This window comes from Nonomuraea sp. SYSU D8015 (genome assembly GCF_008065375.1).
Classification (GTDB): Bacteria; Actinomycetota; Actinomycetes; order Streptosporangiales; family Streptosporangiaceae; genus Nonomuraea.
Map to the genome: position 1 here is coordinate 1 of NZ_VJYI01000010.1, position 19,855 is coordinate 19,855.

A 19,855-nucleotide genomic window follows, 5' to 3' on the forward strand; every position below is an offset into this window, starting at 1 on the left:
AGGATGGCGCGCTGGCTGTCGAGGGGTTTGCCTTCGCCGAAGTTGTGCCACAGGCCGAGGGAGACGGCGGGGAGCAGCAGACCGCTGCGGCCGCACCTGCGGTACGGCTGACGTGCGTAGTCCAAGGGTGAACCTTCCACCAAAGAGGAAATGAAACGTTTTACAAGGTCACGTTACCGAGCGCCGTGCCGAGCCGCCGCTCGGCGATCACCTCGGCGCCGTCAGAAGGGAAGCCGCGCCCGGACGGCGGCCAGCGTGTCGTCCAGGGTGGAGTGCACGGCCTCGTCCGGGCGCGCGAGCCGCGTCTGCCAGCGGACGTCCTCGACCCGCGGGTACCCGGGGTCGGCCCCGACCACCATCCGCCGGGCGGGGTTGTCCAGCGCCGCGCCCAGTTCCAGCATCGCGATCGGCTGGACGCTGTCGCCCGCCGGGAACCAGAACATCGTCAGCACCCCGGGCAGGTGCAGGTGGCGGTGCTCCCACGTGATCTGCACCGGCGTCTGGGCGGGATCGCCGATGGGGAACTCCCGGCGGCGCGGGTTGAGCACGATCACCCCGAGCGGCCCCAGCGCGGCCGCCGCCCGCCGCTGCCAGTCCTCCACCCCGGTGATCCCGCCGGCCAGGAAAACCGCGGGCGGATCGCCGGGTGCCGGCTCGTACGGGTCGGGAGCCTCGAAGTAGCTGCGCATGGGACGCATGCTTAGTCCATGACTGATCCATCGATGGTGCGTTTCTACGAAGACAACGGATACGTGCTGGTCAAAGGGCTGCTGACCAGGGAAGAGGCGCGGGCGTACCGGGAGGAGTGCCATGGGGTGCTGGCGCGGTTGCGGCGCACGGACCCCACGTGGGGGAGCGCCCGCGCGCTCGCCGGCCGCCCCACCGAGCTGCGGCACTGCCACGACGCGCAGTTCTACTCGGCGGCGTTCGCCCGGCTCATGGTCGATCCGCGCTTCACCGACGTGGCGGCGGCCCTCATCGGGTCGGAGAACGTGCAGCTCCACCACACCAAGATCTTCGTCAAGCCGGCGGAGAGGGGCTCGCCGTTTCCCATGCACCAGGACGCCGCGCACTTCCCGCACACCAGACACAGGGTCGGCGCGGCCATCTTCCACTTCGACGACGCGCCGGAGGAGAAGGGGTGCGTGCGCGTCGTGCCCGGCAGCCACCGGAACGGGCCGCTGCCGCACATCGAGGAGGGCGGCTGGCACCTGCCGCTCTCGCAGTGGCCGCTGGGGGACGCCGTGCCCGTGGAGGCCGAGGCGGGGGACGTGCTGTTCCTGAGCTATCTCACGGTGCACGGATCCGGGATCAACCGGGCGGCCGAGGCCCGCACGACCCTGCTCATCCAGTTCCGCGACCCTGAGGACCAGCCCGCCGACGACATGCACCTCTCGCGCGGGCAGGGGATGATGCTGCGGGGCGTCGATCCGACGACGCGCGGAGGATGAACGACCATGCGGACGCGGTGGATGTGGACCGTCCTGGCCGTGATCGCGGCGGTGGCCGTCGTGGCCGTCGCCGTCGTGGTCTTACGCGGCGCGCCGGCCTCCGAGCCCGGGGGCGGCGCGCGGATCGTGGCGCGGGAGAAGGCGGGTGAGCGCGGCTACGACCTCACCGTACGATCCCCGGCGCTCGGCCGGGAGACTCCCGTGCGCGTTCTGCTCCCGCAGGGGTGGACGCCCGGGTCCGGCCCGTGGCCGGTGCTCTACCTGCTGCACGGCTGCTGCAGCCCCAGCCACCTCGTCTGGGTCGACGAGGGCGGCGCGGAGCGGCTCACGGCCGGGATGCGGGCGATCGTGGTGATCCCCGACGGCGGTCAGGTCGGCTTCTACTCCGACTGGCTCCGTGGGCCGAAGTGGGAGACGTACCACATCAGGGAGCTCATCCCGCTGATCGAGGCCGAGTACGGCGCGGGACCCAGGCGGGCGATCGCCGGGCTGTCGATGGGCGGGCTCGGCGCCATGGGGTACGCCGCGCGGCACCCCGGCACGTTCCGCGCGGCGGCGTCGTTCTCGGGCGTCCTGGACACGACCGGCGACCGCAGCGGCCTGCGCGACCTCGTCCGCAGGAACGGCGAGGACCCCGAGGCCCTCTGGGGCGAGCCGGCCCGCGACCGGCAGGTGTGGGAGGCCCACAACCCCGCCGCGCTCGCCGGGCGGCTGAAGGACGTCCGGCTCTACGTGTCCTGCGGCGACGGCCGGCCGGGCCCGCTGGACCCGCCCGGCGCGTCGGCCGACTTCGAGGGCGCGTTGCTGGGCCAGGCGCTGACCTTCGCGGAGCGGGCCAGGCAGGCGGGCGCGCAGATCACCACAGACTTCTACGGCGCGGGCACGCATACCTTCCCGTATTGGGAGCGCGCGCTGGAGCGGGCGCTGCCGATGCTCCGCGCGGCCATCGGTGCCTGACCGGGACGGTCACGCCTTGAGGTGCTGCGTCGCCGGATCGACCGCGTGGCGCAGCGGCCGCCCGGCCGCGATGTTCGCGACCTCCGCCACCGCGCCCGCGGCCAGCCTGTGGAGCTCGGTGCCGACCGACCCGGCCACGTGCGGCGTCAGCAGCACTCCGGGCAGCGTGAACAGGGCGTCGTCCGGCTCGATCACGTCCAGCACGGCGTAGATGTGGCCGCGTGCCACGGCCTTGGTGAGCGCGTCCTGGTCCACGAGCGAGGGCCGGGCGGTGTTGATCAGGGTGGCGCCGGGCCGCATCAGCGCGATCTGGTCCGCGCCGACCAGGTGGCGGGTCTCGGGCAGCGCCGGGGCGTGGATGGTGACCACGTCGCTGCGGGCCATCAGCTCCGGCAGCTCCACCAGCTCGGCGTCCAGCCCGTCGGCGGAGTCGAGGGTGGGGTCGTACAGGAGGGCGTGCAGGTCGAAGGGGCGCAGCAGCTCCAGGAGCTTGCGGCCGACGGCGGAGGCGCCGATCACGCCCACGGTGCGGCCCGCGTTGCCGCCCGCCGACCAGATCGTGTCGAGGCCTGGCGCGCGCCGGCTCTCGGTGTACGCGCGCGACAGCTGCCACACCTGCTTGTTGGCCAGCAGGATCATCGCCAGGGTGTATTCCGCCACGGGGACGGCGTTGGCCGCGGCCTGGGAGCTGACCTGGATCCCGCGGGCGAACACCTCCGGCCCGGCGAGCCACTTCACCGTGCCGGCCGTGTGCACGACGTAGCGCAGATTGGGCGCCCCCGCCAGGGCGCGGGCGTCCAGCGTCGGGGCGCCCCAGCCGGTGATGAGGATCTCCGCCCGCGCCAGCGCCGGGTCGTCGTAGCCGGTCAGGACCAGCTCCGGGTCGATCTCGACGTGCCGGCGCAGCTCCGCCAGCAGCTCGGGGGTGAAGAAACGCCCGACCTGCGAGGGCGGGTCGAAGACGAAAACCGCGATCATCGTATCGATCTTACCCCGTCCGGGTTTCCCGGCCGGCTCGCCCTCGAGGCGGCTTGCCGAGGGCTCGCTATTGCGACCTTCTTGCAATAGCCATAGCTTAGCTCTAAGGTCGCCCTCATGAGGCGAAGATTCGCACTGTTCGGGGTGTTCGTCCTGGCGCTGGGCGCCTGTTCGGTTCCCTCGCAGCCCGCCGCAGGCCCGGCGCCGCAGGACACGGCCGTGCTCGGGCTGGGGTCGGAGCCCGACACGCTGAACCCGGTGCTCGGCTACGCGCCGGACGGCGGCTCGCTGCTGTACGACGGGCTGGTGCGGCGCACCCCCGACCTGCGGCTGCAGCCCGCGCTGGCCGAGGCGCTGCCCGAGGCGGCCGGCAAGGAGGTGCGGTTCACGCTCCGGCAGGGCGTCACCTTCCACGACGGCAAGCAGCTGACCAGTGCCGACGTCGCCTACACGTACGAGCAGGTGCTGAAGGCCGCCAACAACTCGCCGATCAGGGGCGACTACGCCGCCATCGAGAAGGTCGAGGCGCCCGACCCGCGCACGGTCGTCTTCCGCCTCAAGCACCCGTACGCGCCCATCCTGCAACGCGCCACGCTCGGCATCGTCCCCTCCGGGTCGGACCTGTCCGGCACGCCCGTCGGAACCGGCCCGTACGCCTTCGTGTCCTGGACCAAGGGAGACAAGATCACACTGAAGGCCAACGACCGGTACTGGGGGGAGAAACCCGCGATCAAGAGCCTGGTGCTGGCGTACACCTCCGACGACAACGCGCGGGCCACCAGGATGGCGGCGGGCGAGTTCACCGCCACGGAGCTGCCCCCCAAGGCCGTCGCCCGGTTCAGGAACCAGCCGGAGGTCACCGTGCACGAGGCGCCCAGCGCCGACTACCGGGGTGTGATGTTCCCCCTGGAGCGGCCCGTCACCGGCGACCTGGCCATCCGCAGGGCGCTGAGCCTGGCCGTGGACCGCGCCGCCATGGTGTCGGCCATCCTGGCCGGCTCCGGCACCCCCGCGTTCGGGCCGATCGCGCCCGGCACCACGTGGCACAACCCGGCCGTGACCGGTTCCGCCTCACCCGACCGCGCCAAGGCCGTCGCCACACTGGAGGAGGCCGGCTGGAGGGCGGGCCCTGACGGCATCCGCGTCAAGGACGGCACGCCCGCCAGGTTCACGCTCATGTACCCGGCGGGCGACTCGCTCCGCAAGGAGCTGGCGCTGGCCGTGGCCTCGGACGCCAAGCAGATCGGCATCGACGTCCGGCTGGCCGGGCTCGACTGGGACGCCATCGACCAGCGCATGTCCCAGGACGCGCTGATCATGGGCTGGGGGACCCCGTTCGACCCCGACTACACCAACTACGAGCTGTTCCACTCCTCCTACGCCGGCCAGGGCTACTTCAACCCGGGCCGTTACGACAACCCCGAGGTCGACCGGTTGCTGGAGGAGGGGCGGCGCACGGCCGACCCGGCCGCCCGCAAGAAGGCGTACGACGAGGTGCAGCGGCGCATCAGCGACGACGCCGTCTGGCTGTACCTCGTCTACCTGAAGCACACCTACGTCGTACGCGGCGAGTGGACCGGCGTCACCGTCGGCGTCGAGCCGCACGAGCACGCCACCGGCGGCCTGCTCGGCACCGTCGTGAACTGGAAGCCCGCCTCGTGACCTGGATCAGAATCGTGGCGTGGCGGCTGGCCTTCGCCGTGCCGCTGCTGCTGGCCGTGACGTCCGGGATGTTCGCGCTGGCCAAGGCGTCCCCGTTCGACCCGGTACGCCAGTACCTGGGGGAGCGGGCCATGGTCACCAGCCCCGAGATCATGGCCCAGATCAGGGCCAACTGGGGCCTCGACCGGCCGCTCATCGAGCAATACGCCACCTGGCTCGGCAACCTGCTGGCCGGCGACCTCGGCGAGTCGCGGTCGATGCGGCTGCCGGTCGCCCAGGTGATCGGCGAGCGGCTCGGCTGGACGCTGCTCGTCGTCGCATGCGCGCTGGTCGTCATGCTGGCCGCCGCGCTGGCCATCGGCACGCTGTCCGCCTGGCGGCGCGACTCCTGGCTGGACCGGCTGATCACCGGAACGGCGTTCACCACCGAGGCGGCACCCGTTTTCTGGGTCGGGCTGCTGGCGATCTGGGTGTTCTCCGTGTCGCTCGGCTGGCTGCCCGCCGGCGGCCTCACCGACGCCGCCGCCACCACGGTCACCGTGCCGGACCTGCTGCGGCACATGGTGCTGCCGGTGGCGGTGCTGGCGTTCTCGCAGTCGTCGTGGCTGCTGCTGTTCGTGCGGGAGTCGGTCATCGGCGTGCTGCGGGAGGACTTCGTGACCGGGGCGCGGGCGCGCGGGCTGCGCGGTCGCACGGTGCTGGTGCGGCATGCGCTGCGGTCGGCGCTGCTGCCGTTCATCACGATCATGGGGGCGCGGGTGCCCGAGCTGGTGACGGGAGCGATCCTGGTGGAGGCCGTGTTCTCCTGGCCCGGGGTGGCGGGGACCACGATCAAGGCCGCGCTGGCGGTGGACTTCCCGCTGCTGGCGGCGCTCACCCTGCTGGCCACGCTCGCGGTGGTGGCCGGGAACCTGCTGGCCGACCTGGCCTACACCGTGGCCGACCCGCGCGTCCGCGTGCTCGGGGTGAGCTGATGGCGATCTCACAGTCGTGGCGGCGGGCGTGGCCGGGCCGATCCGGCCGGAGGGCGAGGCGGCCCGCCCGCCGTCACCGCCTCGCGCTGGGCACGCTGGCCGTGCTGGTCCTGGCCGTGGTGCTGGTGCCGCTGATCGTCCAGCTCGACCAGCAGCTCGTGGACCTGCGCGCCGCGGGGCTCCCACCGTCGCCCGCGCATCCGTTCGGCACCGACGAGGTCGGCCGGGACGTGCTGATCCGCTCGATCTACGGGCTGCGGGTCTCGCTCGTGGTCGGGCTCGTGGCGGCGGTCGGCAGCGTCGTGATCGGCGGGCTCGTCGGCCTGGCGGCGGGGGCGGCCGGCGGGCTCGCCGACCGGATCCTCATGCGGGTCGTGGACGGCTTCAACTCCCTGCCGCACCTGCTGTTCGGCGTCTTCATCGTGGCGCTGTTCGCGCCCAGCGCGACCGCGGTGATCGTGTCCGTCGCCGTCACCCACTGGACGACGGCCGCCAGGATCGTCCGGTCGGAGGTGCTGTCGCTGCGCGGGCGGCCGTTCGTGGACGCCGCGATCTCCGGCGGCTCCGGCCGGCTCCGCGTCGTGCGCCGGCACTTCCTGCCCAACCTGGCGCCGCAGCTGCTGCTGGCCACCGTGCTGATGATCCCGCACGCCATCTGGCACGAGACCGCGCTGAGCTTCCTCGGCCTCGGGCTGCCCGCCCACCTGGCCTCGCTCGGCAACATGATCAACGATGGGCAGCGGTCGCTGCTGGCCGGCGACTGGTGGTCCAGTCTCTTCCCTGGGCTGCTGATCGTGGTGCCCACGCTGGCGGTGTCGGCGCTCGCCCAGTACGTCCGCGACCGCGCGAACCCGCGCTGGAGATCGGAGCTGATGTTGTGAGACTGCGTGTGGACGGGCTCTCCGTACGCTTTCACCTGCCGGGCGCGACCGTGCACGCGGTCACCGACGCCCGCTTCGAGCTGCGGGAGGGGCGCTGCCTGGCGTTGGTGGGGGAGTCCGGCTGCGGCAAGTCCGTCATGGCCCACGCCCTCCTCGGCCTCCTTCCGGCCAACGCCACCGTCACCGGCCACGCCTGGCTCGACCTCCCGGCCCCGGATCCCGCCGGCGGCCACGCCCGGCACGGCCTGCCGGACCTGGATGCCGCCGGCGGTCATGTCCGGCACGGCCCGCTGGACGAGGAGGCCACCGGCGGCCACACTTGGCACGGCCCACCGGATGATCCGGCCGTCGCCGACCGCCCCCAGCCCTCTCGGAGCGCCACGGTTCCGCAGGGTGCCCTTGAGGAGGCGGCGCTCGCCGGACAGGCCGTATCGGACGCCGCCGTCCCCGGACAGGGCGTGGCGGTCGCCGGGCGACGCGTGCCGGACGTCGAGGCCAGGCGGGCTCACGGCACCGCCGCGCGGGGGGATGCGGCGACGCGCGGCCGGCGGGAGAGGCCGGTCGCCGCGCCGGACGTTCCCGGGCCGGTTGCGTCGGAGGCCGGGGCCGGGGTCACGGGAGACGCGCCGGCGGCCGGTGGCGGCAGGATGATCGACCTGGTGGCGGCGCCGGAGAAGGTGCTGGCCAGGCAGGTGCGCGGACGCCTGATCGGGCTCGTCCCGCAGAGCCCCGCGGCCCATCTCACCCCCGTTCGCACGGCCCGCGCCCAGCTGGCCGAGACGCTGCGGGAGCTGGGCCGCCCGGAGACGCCGGAGGCCGTCGCCGAACGGGCCGGGCTGCGGCCGCACGACCTCGACCGCTACCCGCACCAGCTGTCCGGCGGCATGGCCCAGCGCGTCGCCAACGCGCTTGCCCTGGCCGGCGACCCGCCGTTGATCGTCGCCGACGAGCCCACCACCGGCCTCGACCGGCCGCTCGTGGACGCGACCATGGCCGAGCTGCGCCGCCTGTGCGACGAGGGCCGCGCGGTCCTGGTCATCACGCACGATCTGCGCGCCGCCGAGCAGGTGGCCGACGACCTCGCCGTCATGTACGCCGGCCGCGTCGTCGAGCTCGCCGAAGCGCGGCAGTTCTTCGCCGGACCCCGGCACCCGTACGCGAAGGGCCTGCTGGACGCCCTGCCGTCGCGCGGGTTCGTGCCGATCCCCGGCCAGCCGCCCGAACTCACCCGCCTGCCGGACGGCTGCGCCTTCCGGCCCCGCTGCACGCTGGCCACCGCCGCGTGCGACGAGCAGCCGATCATGAACGGGGTGGCCTGCCACCATGCTTGAGGCCACCGGCATCGCCGTCTCCTTCGGCCGCCACCGCGTCCTCGACGGCGTGACGCTGTCCGTGCGCCCCGGCGAGGTCCTCGGCCTCGCGGGCCCGAGCGGGTGCGGCAAGTCCACGCTGGCCCGCGTGCTCGCCCTGCTGCTGCGCCCGTCCGCGGGCGCGGTCGCCATCGACGGCCGGGCGGTACGCGGCTGGCGGCACCGGGCGCCGCAGCGCACCTCCATCGGGCTGATCTTCCAGCAGCCCCGGCTCGCCGTCGACCCCCGCTTCACGCTCCTGGACGTGATCGCCGAACCGCTGCGGGCCACCCGGCGTCCCGTGGACCGGGCGTACCGGCTGGCCGAAGAGCTGGGCCTGACCTCGGAGCTGCACGGACGCCGCCCGCACGAGGTCTCGGACGGCCAGCTCCAGCGGGCGTGCGTGGCGCGCGCCCTCGCCCTCGAACCGCGCTACCTGATCTGCGACGAGATGACCACCATGCTGGACGCCTCCACCCAGGCCCACCTCGTCCACAGGATCGAGGCCTACCGGGAGCGGACGGGGGCCGGGGTGCTCGCCATCAGCCACGACGCCGAGCTCCTGGACCGCTGGACGGGCGGGAACGTCCGGGAGTGGGACGGCGGCGGCACGCGGAAGAGGGAGGGCGGCGCGAGAGAGCAGGACGGCGGCGCGGAAACCCGTTCGCCCAGCGCCCTCGACCGGCACTAGCGTGAACCCCGTGCCGGACGTCTCCGATCATGAGCCTGACGGCTCACTGTCCGGGCCTGATCATCAGCCGGGCCGCCCGCGGTCGTGGCCCGATCACGAGCCGGACCGCCCCCAGTCGTGGGCCGACTGCGACCCCGACATCCGCGACCACGTCACCGGCACCCTCGACGCGGTAGGCGTCCCCCTGCTGGGCGCCTACCTCCACGGATCGCTGGCCATGGGCTGCTACCACCGCGCCAAGAGTGACCTGGACCTGCTGCTCGTGACCCCCGGCTCGCTGACGGCGACGCAGCGGGCGAGCGTCGCCCGCGCCCTCGCCCTGAGGAGCGCGGACCGCCCGGTCCCGGGCGACCTGGAGGTGTCCGTCCTGAGCCGCGAGCAGGCCGCGACACACCAGCATCCGCGCCCCTACGAGGTCCACTGCTCCTCCATGTGGACCGCTGACATCCTCGCGGGCGGCGTCGACCACGACGCGCCGCGCGCCGACCCGGACCTGGCCGCCCACATCACGGTCGCCAGGGAACGCGGTGTCACCCTGCTCGGCCCGCCCGCCGAGACCGTGTTCGCGCCCGTGCCACGGGACGACTACGTGGCGGCCATCACCGACGACCTCGCGTGGGCCATGGAACGGCTGCCGCGGTCGCCCTACTACGGCGTGCTCAACGCGTGCCGGGTGCTCGCGGTCCTCGACGGCGGCCCAGCGACCGTGCCCAGCAAGGAGGAAGGCGCCGCCTGGGCACTGGACGAGCTCCCGCAGCCGCTCCGGCCGATCGTCCGGCAGGCGCTGAGCTGCTACCGCAGCGCCCGCCCGGTCCCGGCGGAGGACCGGGAGACCGACGGGCACGCCTGGGACGAGGACGCGCTGCAGGCGTTCGCCACGTACGTCCTGCGCCGCGCGGGCCTCTCCCGCGCCGGGTGACGCGACTGAGCAGGATTCGAGAAGCGCGGTCACGGAGCCACACATAGGGTGACCTCCATGGACATCAGCGTCGTCGCGACCGCGCCGGCGAGATGACAGACCCACTGCTCGAAGCTGGTCAGATCCAGCCAGGTGACGCCGACGGCGGCGCCGTCCTACCAGATGGAGACACGATGAGCATGGCCACGACGACGGACACGCAGTCGCCTGCGCTGCACGTTGCCGACAGCCACGATCTGATCCGCGTGCACGGCGCGCGCGTGAACAACCTCAAGGACATCAGCGTCGAGATCCCGAAGCGACGGCTGACGGTGTTCACCGGCGTCTCCGGCTCGGGCAAGAGCTCACTGGTGTTCGGCACGATCGCCGCCGAGTCGCAGCGGATGATCAACGAGACCTACAGCACCTTCGTGCAGGGCTTCATGCCGACGATGGCGCGGCCCGAGGTCGACGTACTCGAAGGGCTCACCACTGCGATCATCGTCGACCAGGAGCGGATGGGCGCCGACCCCCGCTCCACCGTCGGCACCGCCACCGACGCCAACGCGATGCTGCGCATCCTCTTCAGCCGGCTCGGGCAGCCGCACATCGGCCCGCCCAGCGCGTTCGCCTTCAACGTCGCCTCGGTCCGGGCGAGCGGTGCGATCACCGTCCAACGCGGTTCCAGCAGCAAGGCGGAGAAGGCGACCTACACCCGCACCGGCGGCATGTGCACGCGCTGCGAAGGCCGGGGCGCGGTCTCCGACATCGACCTCACCCAGCTCTACGACGACTCCAAGTCGATCGCCGAGGGCGCGTTCACCATCCCCGGCTGGAAGTCGGACAGCTGGTGGACCGTGCGCATCTACGCCGAGTCGGGCTTCCTCGACCCGGACAAGCCGATCCGCGAGTTCACCAAGAAGGAGATGCACGACTTCCTCTACCGGGAGCCGACCAAGGTGAAGGTCGAGGGGGTCAACTACACCTTCGAGGGGCTGATTCCGAAGATCCAGAAGTCGTTCCTCTCCAAGGACCGGGAGGCGATGCAGCCGCACATCCGGGAGTTCGTGGACCGGGCGGTCACCTTCACCACCTGTCCCGAGTGCGACGGCACCCGGCTCAGCGAGGCGGCCCGGTCGTCGAGGATCGGCGGGGTCAACATCGCCGACGCGTGCGCGATGCAGATCAGCGACCTGGCCGCATGGGTCCGCGGTCTCGACGAGCCGTCGGTGGCGCCGCTGCTCGCCGCGCTGCAGCGGACGCTCGACTCGTTCGTGGAGATCGGGCTGGGTTATCTGTCGCTCGACCGGCCGTCGGGCACGCTGTCGGGCGGCGAGTCGCAGCGCGTCAAGATGATCCGCCACCTCGGCTCCTCGCTCACCGACACCACGTACGTCTTCGACGAGCCCACCACGGGCCTGCACCCCCATGACATCCAGCGGATGAACGACCTGCTGCAGCGGCTGCGGGACAAGGGCAACACGGTGCTCGTCGTGGAGCACGAGCCCGAGACGATCAAGATTGCCGACCACGTCGTCGACCTCGGCCCCGGCGCCGGCGCGGCGGGCGGCACCGTCTGCTTCGAGGGCACCGTCGAGGGGCTGCGGGCCGGCGACACCGTCACCGGCCGTCACCTCGACGACCGGGCCGCACTCAAGGAGTCGGTGCGGACGCCCACCGGGAAGCTGGAGATCCGGGGCGCGGCGACGCACAACCTGCGCGACGTCGACGTCGACATCCCGCTCGGAGTGCTGGTCGTGGTCACCGGCGTCGCCGGCTCCGGCAAGAGCTCGCTCGTGCACGGGTCGATCCCCGCCGGCGCGGGTGTGGTGTCGATCGACCAGACCCCGATCCGCGGCTCGCGACGGAGCAACCCGGCGACGTACACCGGACTGCTCGACCCGATCCGCAAGGCGTTCGCGAAGGCCAACGGTGTGAAGCCGGCGCTGTTCAGCGCCAACTCCGAGGGGGCCTGCCCCACCTGCAACGGCGTCGGCGTCGTCTACACAGATCTGGGGTTCATGGCCAGCATGGCCAGCACGTGCGAGGAATGCGAGGGGAAGCGGTTCGAGCCGTCGGTGCTGGACTACCACCTCGGCGGTCGCGACATCAGCGAGGTGCTCGCGATGTCGGTGGCCGAGGCCCGGGAGTTCTTCGGCGCCGGCGAGGCGCGCACGCCGGCCGCGCACGCCATCCTCACCCGGCTCGCCGACGTCGGGCTCGGCTATCTCAGCCTGGGCCAGCCGCTCACCACGCTGTCCGGGGGCGAGCGGCAGCGGCTCAAGCTCGCCACCCGCATGGCCGAGAAGGGCGGCATCTATATCCTCGACGAGCCGACCGCCGGCCTTCACCTCGCCGACGTCGAGCAGCTGCTCGGCCTGCTCGACCGGCTCGTCGACTCCGGCAAGTCGGTCATCGTCGTCGAGCACCACCAGGCGGTCATGGCGCACGCCGACTGGATCATCGACCTCGGCCCCGGCGCCGGCCACGACGGCGGCCGGATCGTCTTCGAGGGCACCCCCGCCGACCTCGTCGCCGCCCGCTCCACCCTCACCGGCGAGCACCTCGCGGCCTACGTCGGCGCACGCGATTGAGGTGAGACATCTCGGGGCCGAGCGGCCCGGCCTCGAAGAACCAGGAGAAGGAGGGCGGCCCGCTACTCGGGCCGGGACCGCACGCCGGACGTCAGGAGCGACAGCATCGTCGTGACCAGCACCCGCTCCACCTCGTCGGCCGCGAGCCGGCCAGCCTCCCGCTCCTGCGCGGCGCTGTGGATGATCGCGAAGAACGTCGTCACCAGCCAGGGCAGCGGCAGGTCGGTGCGGAACACACTTTCCCGCTGCCCGCGCGCGATCAGCCGCTCCACCCGCCGCAGCGGCCGGTCGTGGTGCTCCCTGATCCGCTCGGTGGCCATGACCCGGTCAGCGGCCACGAACAGGCGGCGGTGCCGGTCGAGGATCTCCCACGACGACCGCAGCAGCCCCGCCATGGCCTCGGGCGCCGGGGCCGTGTCGATCGAGGGATCCTCCAGCACCGTGTCCGCCACGCCGCCCGCGTGGTCCAGCACGGCGTCCACCAGCGCCTCCCGCGACGGGAAGTGCCCGTACAGCGTGACCCGGCCCACCCCGGCGGCCTTGGCGATGTCGGCCACGCTGGCGCCCGGGTCGTAGCTGAGCAGCCGGGTGCCGGCCTCGAGGATCGCGGCGATGTTGCGCTCCGCGTCGGCCCGCCGGGTGGGTACGGGCTGTCGTGCCGCGGTCTTCGCCATGCGACCACCCTACGACGTCCGGCGGGGAAGGCCGGGCGACACGCTCGGCGGACGGGGACAGGAGCCTGGACCGGATCACAGCTCCAGCACGTGGTCCATCAGCGACTGCAGCGTGACCGCCCCCGCCAGCCGCCCCTCGCCGTCCACGACCGCGGTGAGCGGGCTGCGCGTGCGGGCCATGAGCGCCGCCAGCTCCAGCACGGTCGCCTTCATGTCGGCCACCGGCAGCTCCCGCGGCTGCTCGGGCAGGCACTCGCGGACGGTCTTGTCACCCAGCCGGCGCAGGAACAGGTCGGCGTGGGCCTCGTCCACCACCCGCGCCAGCGCCGGGTCGTCCTGGCAGTAGGGCGGGACGGCCAGTCGCAGCACCTGGGTGCCGGGCAGGATGCTGAGCGGCCGCCGATCGTCGTCGACGATGATGAGGCCGGGGAGATCCTGCTCGGCCAGCAGCTTGGCGGCGTCCAGCGCCGGGCTGTCCAGCGTGACCGTCGGGAACTCGACGGCGAGATCGCGTGCGCGCATCGATGCCTCCACTTCCAGCCTAGCCAACTCGCGGCGGAGCCCCCGGGTTCCCGGGGATCCGGTCGTCAGGGCAGCTCGGCGAAGCGCTCGACCTGCTCCGTGCGCCCCGACACGAGGATGACGTCGCCGTAGGACAGTTCGGTGTCGGCGGTGGCGTACGTGAAGTCCTCGCCGGGGGCCTTGACGGCGACGATCGTGACGCCGTACTTGCGCCGCAGGTTGGACTCGCCCAGGGGCAGGCCGACGTATTCCTTCGGCGGCTTGGTCTTGGCCAGCGCGAAGTTCTCGTCCACCTGCATGTAGTCCAGCATCCGCCCGCTGACCAGGTGTGCGACCCGCTCGCCCATGTCGTGCTCCGGGAAGACGACGTGGTGGGCGCCGATGCGGCTGAGGATGCGGCCGTGCTGGGTGCTGATCGCCTTGGCCCAGATGTCGTTGATCTCCAGCTCGATCAGCAGCGACGTGGTCAGGATGCTGGACTCGATGTCGCTGCCGATGGCCACGACCGCCCGGTAGAAGTCGGCCACGCCCAGCTGTTGCAGCGCGTCGATGTCGGTGGCGTCGGCGGTCGCGATCTGGGTGATCTGGCCGGCCAGCGCCTGCGTGATCTTGGGCCGGTTGTCGATGGCCAGGACCTCGGTGCCGCGCCGGGTCAGCTCCAGCGCCAGCGAGCTGCCGAACCGGCCCAGCCCGATGACGACGACCGGGTTGCTTGTGTACTCAGCCAACGATGACTCGCTCCTCGGGTAGCTCGTAACGGCGGGCGCGCCGGTTGAGCGCCAGCGCGGACCCCAGGGTGAGCGGGCCGATCCTGCCGATGAACATCAGCACGGCCAGCAGCACGTGACCGGCGGGTCCCACGCTACCCGTGATGCCGGTGGACAGCCCTGCCGTGCCGAACGCCGAGACCACCTCGAACAACACCTGGTCCAGCCCGTGCGGGGTGAGCGCCAGCAGGATGTACGTCGAGACGGTGACCAGCCCGACGCCCATCACGGCGATGGTGATCACCTGACGCTGGGTGGTCTCCGGCAGCCGCCGGTGGCCGATGTTGACCCGGCTCTCGCCGCGCATCTCGGCCCAGATGATGAAGGCGAGCATCCCGAACGTGGTCACCTTGATGCCGCCCGCGGTGCCCGCGCTGCCGCCGCCGATGAACATCAGCACGTCGGTGGCCAGCCAGCTCGACGGGTACATCTGGGAGATGTCCAGGACGTTGAAACCGGCCGAGCGCGGCATGACCGAGGTGAAGAACGCGGCCAGCAGCTTGGTCGAGTCGTCCAGCTGTCCCAGCGTCCTCGGGTTGCGCCACTCGGTGACCAGGAAGATCAGCGTGCCGAGCACCAGCAGGATGACGGTCGTCCCGACGGTGATCCTGGTCAGGATCGTCCACTTGCGGGGGTGCCGCCAGTGGCGGGCCAGCTCGAACACCACGGGGAAGCCCAGGCCGCCGACGATGGCCGCGATCGAGACGGTGAGGCAGATCCACGGGTCGGTGACGAACCGCATGAGGCTGTCCGGCCAGAGCGTGAACCCGGCGCTGTTGAACGACGTGACCGCGTGGAAGCCGCCCAGGTAGAGGGCGCGCCCGAAAGGCTCGCCGTACCCGATGAGGAAGCGCCCGGTGAGCACGACGGCGAAGACGGCCTCGCACGCGAGGCTGAACACGACCACCTTGCGCACCAGCTGGCGCACGTCGCTCATGCTCGGCGTCTTGGTCTCCGCCTGGGCCGCGATCCTGGCCCGCAGCCCCAGCCGCCCCGAGAGGAGCAGGGTGAACAGCGTGGCCATGGTCATGATGCCCAGCCCGCCCACCTGGGCCAGCCCGGCGATCACCAGCTCGCCGAAGACCGACCAGTGCGCCTCGGTGTCGACCAGCACCAGCCCGGTCACGCAGACGGCCGAGGCGGATGTGAACATCGCCGTCACCCAGCCGGCCGACTCACCGGCCGTGGTGGCGACGGGCAGGGACAACAGGGCCGTGCCGATCCCGATGGCCAGCCCGAAGGCCGTGGCCACCACCTGGGTGGGATGCCGGAATCGAGCTAAGAACGGCGGCGCCGCTGCCATCATCGATCACCGCCATACGCGTCACTCACCGTGGAACGCCCCCGCGAGAAAGCACAGCCGACAGTCCGAGCCGACCAGGCTTCCCGGCGCACCGCGCACCAAAGTAGCAGCATCAGAGGGCGGCCCAGACCATATGCCTCCTTGACCGGGTGACTGGCGGTCAAGGCCCATATTTCACATGATCACCTCTCCTGTGCCTGCTGACGCCCTATGTGGCCGGTGCGGTGATCAGATGGAGATCGTTCTTGCCGGTGAGACGCCATGAAGTGCGGGGCCAAAGGGTGGCGCGCGGAGTCGGTCGTGCGAAGAACGGGGCAAGGGGGCAGAGGGGCCCGGGTCAGGAGAGGGAGCGGAAGAACGCGCGCAGGTCGGAGATCAGCACGTCGGGCGTCTCCAGGGCGGCGAAGTGGCCGCCGTGGCCGAACTCCGACCACCTCACCACGTTGTGCACCCGCTCGGCCAGCGGCCGCACCGAATAGTCGGTCGGGAACACCGCCACCGCCGTCGGCACGGTGCCGCGCTCCACCGGCCCCCACGCGCTGAAGTCGTTGAACCGCTCGAAGTACGTGTGCGCCGCCGACCCAGCGGTCTCGGTGAACCAGTAGATGCTCACGTCGGTGAGGATGCGGTCCCGGTCCACGGCGTCCTCGGGCAGCTTGGCCGCCGGGTCCGTCCAGTCCTTGAACTTCTCCACGATCCAGGCGAGCTGCCCGGCGGGGGAGTCGTGCAGCGAGGCGGCGATGGTCTGCGGGCGGGTGCCCTGCAGGTTCATGTACGCGCCCAGCTTCTGCTGCCACTCGCCCATCCCGGCCAGCCGCTCGCGCTCGGCCTCGGTGAGCTCGTCAGCGACCGCCGGGTCGGGGAAGGTGAGCAGGCCGTTGACGTGCACGCCGATGACGTGGTCCGGCGCGGCCCGGCCCATCAGCGGCGCGATGAAGGCGCCGACGTCGCCGCCCTGGACGCCGTACCGGTCGTAGCCGAGCCGGGCCATCAGCTCGGCCAGCGCGGCGGCGGTGCGCCCGTCGGTCCAGCCGGTGCCGGGCAGCGGGCCGGAGAAGCCGTAGCCCGGCAGCGACGGGATCACCAGGTGGAAGGCGTCCGCGGCCGCGCCGCCGTGCGCGACCGGGTCGGTGAGCGGGCCGATGAGGTCGAGGAACTCGACCACCGAGCCCGGCCAGCCGTGCAGGAGCATGAGCGGGGTGGCGTCCGGCTCCGCCGAGCGGACGTGCAGGAAGTGCACGTCCGCGCCGTCGATCGTGGTCGTGAACTGCGGGTACGCGTTCAGCGCCGCCTCCTGCGCGCGCCAGTCGAAGCCGCCGGCCCAGTATTCCGCCAGGCCGCGCAGGTAGCTCGTGGGCACGCCGCGCTCCCAGCCGGCGCCGGGCAGTTCGGGGGCCCAGCGCGTACGCCGGAGCCGGTCGCGGAGGTCGTCGAGAGCGTCCTGGGGGATCTCGATGCGATACGGCGTGACCTGGGCGGTGATGTCGCTGTGCGTCATGTCTGCGACAGTAAGAGGGATTGGTGACAGGCCCTGGCACCGATGTCGAGCAGAATGAGATTCATGTTGGAGACTTCGGCCCGGTTGCTCCGCCTGCTGTCCCTCCTGCAGTCGCGTGCCGACTGGACCGGCGCCGAGCTGGCCGGACGGCTCGGCGCCGGGCTGCGTACGGTGCGGCGCGACATCGACCGGCTGCGCGAGCTCGGCTACCCGGTCGACGCCACCCCCGGCGTGGCCGGCGGCTACCGGCTCGGCGTGGGGGCCGCCCTGCCGCCGCTGCTGCTCGACGACGAGGAGGCGGTCGCGGTGGCGATCAGCCTGCGGACCGCCGCCACCGGCAGCGTGGCCGGACTGGAGGAGGGCTCGCTGCGCGCGCTGGCCAAGCTGCAGCAGATCCTGCCGTCGCGGCTGCGGCACCGGGTGAGCGCGTTCCAGGCGGCCACGGTGCCGCTGGCCGGCGCCGCCGCCCCGGCCGTGAACGCCGACCTCCTGACCGCCATCGCCGCGGCCTGCCGCGACCACCGCCGGCTGCGGCTGCGATACCGGGGGCGGGACGGGGTCTCGGAGCGGGAGGTGGAGCCGCACCGGCTGGTGCACACGCCGCGCCGCTGGTACCTGCTGGCCTGGGACCTGGGTAAACAGGACTGGCGGACGTTCCGCGTGGACCGGATCGAGGCGCCGCTCGGGATGCCGGGCGCCCGGTTCACGCCGCGCACGCCGCCGCAGGACGACGTGGCCGCGTACGTGTCACGCTCCATCACCTCCGCGCCGTACCGCTATCAGGCCCGCATCCTCTTCCACGCGCCCCTGGAGGCGGTCGCGCCCCAGACCTCGGCGGGGGCGGGGCGGCTGGAGGCGGTCGACGCCGGCACGTGCCGGTACGTCACCGGCTCCAACTCGCTCGACGAGCTGGCGATCTACGTCGCGGCCAAGGGCTTCGACTTCGAGGTGCTGGATCCGCCGGAGCTGGTGCCGGTGCTGCGCGAGGTCGCCGACCGGCTGCGCCGCGCCGCCGATGACACCTGTGGCACGGTTGAGTCATGAACGATCTCCCCATGAGCGTCGAGGAGGCCGTCGCCGCCGAGCGGTCCGGCCGGCAGCTCGAATATCTGTACTTCTGGGGCCACCAGCCCGCCCGCGACGGCGGCGTCGGCCCCGGTTGCCTCAGCCAGTGGTGGCCCGTGACGTTCACCGAGGACGGGCACGTGTTCGCCTCGGCCGAGCACTACATGATGGCGCACAAGGCGTGGCTGTTCGGCGACGAGGAGGGCGCGGCCAAGATCCTCGCGGCTGGCCACCCCGGCGAGGCCAAGGCGCTCGGCCGGACCGTACGCGGCTTCGACGAGGCGACGTGGGAGGCGCGGCGGTTCGACATCGTCGTGCGGGGCAACGTCGCCAAGTTCGGGCAGCACGCCGACCTCGGCGCGTTCCTGCTCGGCACGTCGAACCGGGTGCTCGTGGAGGCCAGCCCGCGCGACCGGGTGTGGGGCATCGGGCTGACGGCCGGCGACGAGCGGGCCGCCTCACCGGCGACGTGGCGGGGCCTCAACCTGCTCGGCTTCGCCCTGATGGCCGCCCGCGACGCCCTTCAGGAGGGAAACCACAGATAGCCGGGTGGCACGTGCTCGGCCAGCCACACCCCGTTGGCGCTGCGCCGGAACTCGTGCCCGTCGGCGTGCATCGCCCCCGCCGCCACCGTCAGCACGACCGGGACGCCCCGGCGCGCCCCGACCCGGGCCGCCGTCTCCCGGTCGGGTGACAGGTGCACGTGATGGCGGCTCATCGGCCGCAGCCCCTCCTTCTTGATGGCCGCCACGAATCGCGCCACGGTGCCGTGGTAGAGCACCTCGGGTGGCTCGACGGCGGGCAGCTCCAGATCCACCGGCACCGAATGCCCCTGGCTGGCGCGGATCCGGCCGTCCTCGATCGCGTACCGCCGCTTGTCGTTCGACTCCACGACGTGCTGCAGCTCGTCGGCCGTGATCGGGAACCCGTGCTCGGCGGCGGCCCGCAGCAGCACGTCGACGGGCACCCAGCCGCCCGCGTCCAGCGTGATCCCGATGAGCTGCGGATCGTGCCGCAGATGCCTGGCCAGGTATTTCGAAATGCGCACCATGCGCCGCTCGTCCATCACCGCCATGCTCCCGCGCCCCGTCCGGCCCTCGCTACCCGATTTCCGGCGGACGTGAGACCCTGCCGCGGTGTCCGCGCAGATCCCGGACACCGTCGCCGTCGACGGCACGGAGCACGACGTCGTCGCGATCGACGGCGGCCCCCTCTTCGACCCCGCCGGCCACGGCATCCGGCCCGCCCCGCTGCACACCGGCTGCTACCGGGGCTTCGTCTGCGCCTACACGATCAGAGACCGCCTGTTCCTGCACGCCCTGACCCTCGGCTCCGGCGCGACGGCCGAGGGCGCCCCGATCTCCGCCCGCGCCACGCTCCTGGGCGGGGAGCTCGCCGCCGGCGAGGACGGCGAGTGGACGGCGGCCACGTGAGGGAACGTCGGGACCGCTCGCCCGAGATCGCCGAGATCCGCCGGGCCGTCGTCATGGGCGAGATCCCTGAGCCGGACGGCGGACGCGGCGCCCCGGACTGGGTGAGCCGGACGTTCGACCAGGACTACGGCCGCACCTTCCCCAGGTAGAGCGGCATG

21 protein-coding genes and 1 pseudogene are annotated in these 19,855 nt (G+C 72.4%); 13 read left to right on the plus strand and 9 right to left on the minus strand.

Annotation, left to right across the window (positions count from 1 at the left end; genetic code table 11):
* Positions 1 to 125, minus strand: a pseudogene (locus tag ID574_RS34245) (L-glyceraldehyde 3-phosphate reductase); the annotation flags it as partial.
* Positions 126 to 221: 96 nt separating this feature from the next.
* Complete coding sequence (locus ID574_RS34250; protein WP_188193156.1) at positions 222 to 698, minus strand: nucleoside 2-deoxyribosyltransferase domain-containing protein; 477 nt, start codon at positions 696 to 698, stop codon at positions 222 to 224.
* Positions 699 to 707: 9 nt separating this feature from the next.
* Here ID574_RS34250 and ID574_RS34255 point away from each other — a divergent pair, with 9 nt between their 5' ends.
* Positions 708 to 1,451 (plus strand): phytanoyl-CoA dioxygenase family protein, encoded by a 744-nt coding sequence (locus ID574_RS34255; RefSeq protein WP_188193157.1) that lies wholly within the window; start codon positions 708 to 710, stop codon positions 1,449 to 1,451.
* A gap of 6 nt (positions 1,452 to 1,457) precedes the next feature.
* Entirely contained in the window at positions 1,458 to 2,408 is a 951-nt protein-coding gene (locus ID574_RS34260) for an alpha/beta hydrolase (RefSeq protein ID WP_188193158.1), read from the plus strand.
* Positions 2,409 to 2,417: 9 nt separating this feature from the next.
* Here ID574_RS34260 and ID574_RS34265 read toward each other — a convergent pair whose 3' ends face one another.
* Positions 2,418 to 3,386, minus strand: coding sequence for a hydroxyacid dehydrogenase (locus ID574_RS34265; RefSeq protein ID WP_188193159.1), 969 nt, complete (start codon positions 3,384 to 3,386; stop codon positions 2,418 to 2,420).
* A 117-nt stretch (positions 3,387 to 3,503) separates the two neighbouring features.
* Here ID574_RS34265 and ID574_RS34270 point away from each other — a divergent pair, with 117 nt between their 5' ends.
* From ID574_RS34270 to ID574_RS34305, 7 genes are all read left to right on the plus strand, one after another.
* Positions 3,504 to 5,048: an ABC transporter substrate-binding protein gene (locus tag ID574_RS34270; protein ID WP_188193160.1), complete on the plus strand. Its 1,545-nt coding sequence runs from the start codon at positions 3,504 to 3,506 to the stop codon at positions 5,046 to 5,048.
* On the plus strand, positions 5,045 to 6,022 hold the full coding sequence (locus ID574_RS34275) for an ABC transporter permease (RefSeq protein ID WP_223167352.1): 978 nt from the start codon (positions 5,045 to 5,047) through the stop codon (positions 6,020 to 6,022). Before ID574_RS34270 ends, ID574_RS34275 begins: the two co-directional genes overlap by 4 nt.
* Entirely contained in the window at positions 6,022 to 6,903 is an 882-nt protein-coding gene (locus ID574_RS34280; RefSeq protein ID WP_188193161.1) for an ABC transporter permease, read from the plus strand. The genes ID574_RS34275 and ID574_RS34280 overlap by 1 nt, the downstream gene beginning before the upstream one ends.
* The gene (locus ID574_RS62295) at positions 6,900 to 8,234 is read left to right on the plus strand and encodes an oligopeptide/dipeptide ABC transporter ATP-binding protein (protein ID WP_270094313.1); all 1,335 of its coding nucleotides are present in this window, start codon (positions 6,900 to 6,902) and stop codon (positions 8,232 to 8,234) included. The genes ID574_RS34280 and ID574_RS62295 overlap by 4 nt, the downstream gene beginning before the upstream one ends.
* On the plus strand, positions 8,227 to 8,943 hold the full coding sequence (locus ID574_RS34295; protein ID WP_188193162.1) for an ABC transporter ATP-binding protein: 717 nt from the start codon (positions 8,227 to 8,229) through the stop codon (positions 8,941 to 8,943). Before ID574_RS62295 ends, ID574_RS34295 begins: the two co-directional genes overlap by 8 nt.
* A 10-nt stretch (positions 8,944 to 8,953) precedes the next feature.
* Entirely contained in the window at positions 8,954 to 9,862 is a 909-nt protein-coding gene (locus ID574_RS34300; RefSeq protein WP_188193163.1) for an aminoglycoside adenylyltransferase domain-containing protein, read from the plus strand.
* Positions 9,863 to 10,035: 173 nt separating this feature from the next.
* On the plus strand, positions 10,036 to 12,435 hold the full coding sequence (locus ID574_RS34305) for an ATP-binding cassette domain-containing protein (protein ID WP_188193164.1): 2,400 nt from the start codon (positions 10,036 to 10,038) through the stop codon (positions 12,433 to 12,435).
* A 62-nt stretch (positions 12,436 to 12,497) separates the two neighbouring features.
* On the opposite strand, the gene ID574_RS34310 is transcribed toward ID574_RS34305, so the two are convergent.
* From ID574_RS34310 to ID574_RS34330, 5 genes are all read right to left on the minus strand, one after another.
* On the minus strand, positions 12,498 to 13,109 hold the full coding sequence (locus ID574_RS34310) for a TetR/AcrR family transcriptional regulator (protein ID WP_188193165.1): 612 nt from the start codon (positions 13,107 to 13,109) through the stop codon (positions 12,498 to 12,500).
* Between the two features lie 75 nt (positions 13,110 to 13,184).
* Positions 13,185 to 13,631, minus strand: coding sequence for a CBS domain-containing protein (locus ID574_RS34315; protein ID WP_188193166.1), 447 nt, complete (start codon positions 13,629 to 13,631; stop codon positions 13,185 to 13,187).
* A gap of 65 nt (positions 13,632 to 13,696) precedes the next feature.
* A complete protein-coding gene (locus tag ID574_RS34320) occupies positions 13,697 to 14,359 on the minus strand; it encodes a potassium channel family protein (RefSeq protein ID WP_188193167.1) in 663 nt (220 codons plus the stop codon).
* A complete protein-coding gene (locus ID574_RS34325) occupies positions 14,352 to 15,704 on the minus strand; it encodes a TrkH family potassium uptake protein (RefSeq protein WP_188193168.1) in 1,353 nt (450 codons plus the stop codon). The genes ID574_RS34320 and ID574_RS34325 overlap by 8 nt, the downstream gene beginning before the upstream one ends.
* Before the next feature lie 334 nt (positions 15,705 to 16,038).
* Entirely contained in the window at positions 16,039 to 17,199 is a 1,161-nt protein-coding gene (locus tag ID574_RS34330) for an epoxide hydrolase family protein (RefSeq protein WP_188193169.1), read from the minus strand.
* A gap of 63 nt (positions 17,200 to 17,262) precedes the next feature.
* On the opposite strand from ID574_RS34330, the gene ID574_RS34335 reads away from it, so the two are divergent.
* Together ID574_RS34335 and ID574_RS34340 are read left to right on the plus strand one after the other, a co-directional pair.
* A complete protein-coding gene (locus ID574_RS34335; RefSeq protein ID WP_188193170.1) occupies positions 17,263 to 18,243 on the plus strand; it encodes a helix-turn-helix transcriptional regulator in 981 nt (326 codons plus the stop codon).
* On the plus strand, positions 18,240 to 18,809 hold the full coding sequence (locus ID574_RS34340; protein ID WP_188193171.1) for a riboflavin biosynthesis intermediates N-glycosidase: 570 nt from the start codon (positions 18,240 to 18,242) through the stop codon (positions 18,807 to 18,809). The genes ID574_RS34335 and ID574_RS34340 overlap by 4 nt, the downstream gene beginning before the upstream one ends.
* Here ID574_RS34340 and ID574_RS34345 read toward each other — a convergent pair.
* Positions 18,788 to 19,330: an RNA 2'-phosphotransferase gene (locus ID574_RS34345; protein WP_188193172.1), complete on the minus strand. Its 543-nt coding sequence runs from the start codon at positions 19,328 to 19,330 to the stop codon at positions 18,788 to 18,790. The genes ID574_RS34340 and ID574_RS34345 overlap by 22 nt on opposite strands.
* A 70-nt stretch (positions 19,331 to 19,400) precedes the next feature.
* Here ID574_RS34345 and ID574_RS34350 point away from each other — a divergent pair, with 70 nt between their 5' ends.
* Both ID574_RS34350 and ID574_RS34355 read left to right on the plus strand, forming a co-directional pair.
* On the plus strand, positions 19,401 to 19,697 hold the full coding sequence (locus ID574_RS34350) for a hypothetical protein (protein ID WP_188193173.1): 297 nt from the start codon (positions 19,401 to 19,403) through the stop codon (positions 19,695 to 19,697).
* Positions 19,694 to 19,846, plus strand: a complete 153-nt coding sequence (locus ID574_RS34355) for a hypothetical protein (RefSeq protein WP_188193174.1) — start codon at positions 19,694 to 19,696, stop codon at positions 19,844 to 19,846. Before ID574_RS34350 ends, ID574_RS34355 begins: the two co-directional genes overlap by 4 nt.
* Positions 19,847 to 19,855 lie beyond the last annotated feature (9 nt).

Bases quoted from the DNA above. Each gene is read 5' to 3' on its own strand.
- ID574_RS34250 (WP_188193156.1), bottom strand. From the start codon at position 698: ATGCGTCCCATGCGCAGCTACTTCGAGGCTCCCGACCCGTACGAGCCG.
- ID574_RS34255 (WP_188193157.1), top strand. From the start codon at position 708: ATGACTGATCCATCGATGGTGCGTTTCTACGAAGACAACGGATACGTG.
- ID574_RS34260 (WP_188193158.1), top strand. From the start codon at position 1,458: ATGCGGACGCGGTGGATGTGGACCGTCCTGGCCGTGATCGCGGCGGTG.
- ID574_RS34265 (WP_188193159.1), bottom strand. From the start codon at position 3,386: ATGATCGCGGTTTTCGTCTTCGACCCGCCCTCGCAGGTCGGGCGTTTC.
- ID574_RS34270 (WP_188193160.1), top strand. From the start codon at position 3,504: ATGAGGCGAAGATTCGCACTGTTCGGGGTGTTCGTCCTGGCGCTGGGC.
- ID574_RS34280 (WP_188193161.1), top strand. From the start codon at position 6,022: ATGGCGATCTCACAGTCGTGGCGGCGGGCGTGGCCGGGCCGATCCGGC.
- ID574_RS34295 (WP_188193162.1), top strand. From the start codon at position 8,227: ATGCTTGAGGCCACCGGCATCGCCGTCTCCTTCGGCCGCCACCGCGTC.
- ID574_RS34305 (WP_188193164.1), top strand. From the start codon at position 10,036: ATGAGCATGGCCACGACGACGGACACGCAGTCGCCTGCGCTGCACGTT.
- ID574_RS34310 (WP_188193165.1), bottom strand. From the start codon at position 13,109: ATGGCGAAGACCGCGGCACGACAGCCCGTACCCACCCGGCGGGCCGAC.
- ID574_RS34315 (WP_188193166.1), bottom strand. From the start codon at position 13,631: ATGCGCGCACGCGATCTCGCCGTCGAGTTCCCGACGGTCACGCTGGAC.
- ID574_RS34325 (WP_188193168.1), bottom strand. From the start codon at position 15,704: ATGATGGCAGCGGCGCCGCCGTTCTTAGCTCGATTCCGGCATCCCACC.
- ID574_RS34330 (WP_188193169.1), bottom strand. From the start codon at position 17,199: ATGACGCACAGCGACATCACCGCCCAGGTCACGCCGTATCGCATCGAG.
- ID574_RS34335 (WP_188193170.1), top strand. From the start codon at position 17,263: ATGTTGGAGACTTCGGCCCGGTTGCTCCGCCTGCTGTCCCTCCTGCAG.
- ID574_RS34340 (WP_188193171.1), top strand. From the start codon at position 18,240: ATGAACGATCTCCCCATGAGCGTCGAGGAGGCCGTCGCCGCCGAGCGG.
- ID574_RS34345 (WP_188193172.1), bottom strand. From the start codon at position 19,330: ATGGACGAGCGGCGCATGGTGCGCATTTCGAAATACCTGGCCAGGCAT.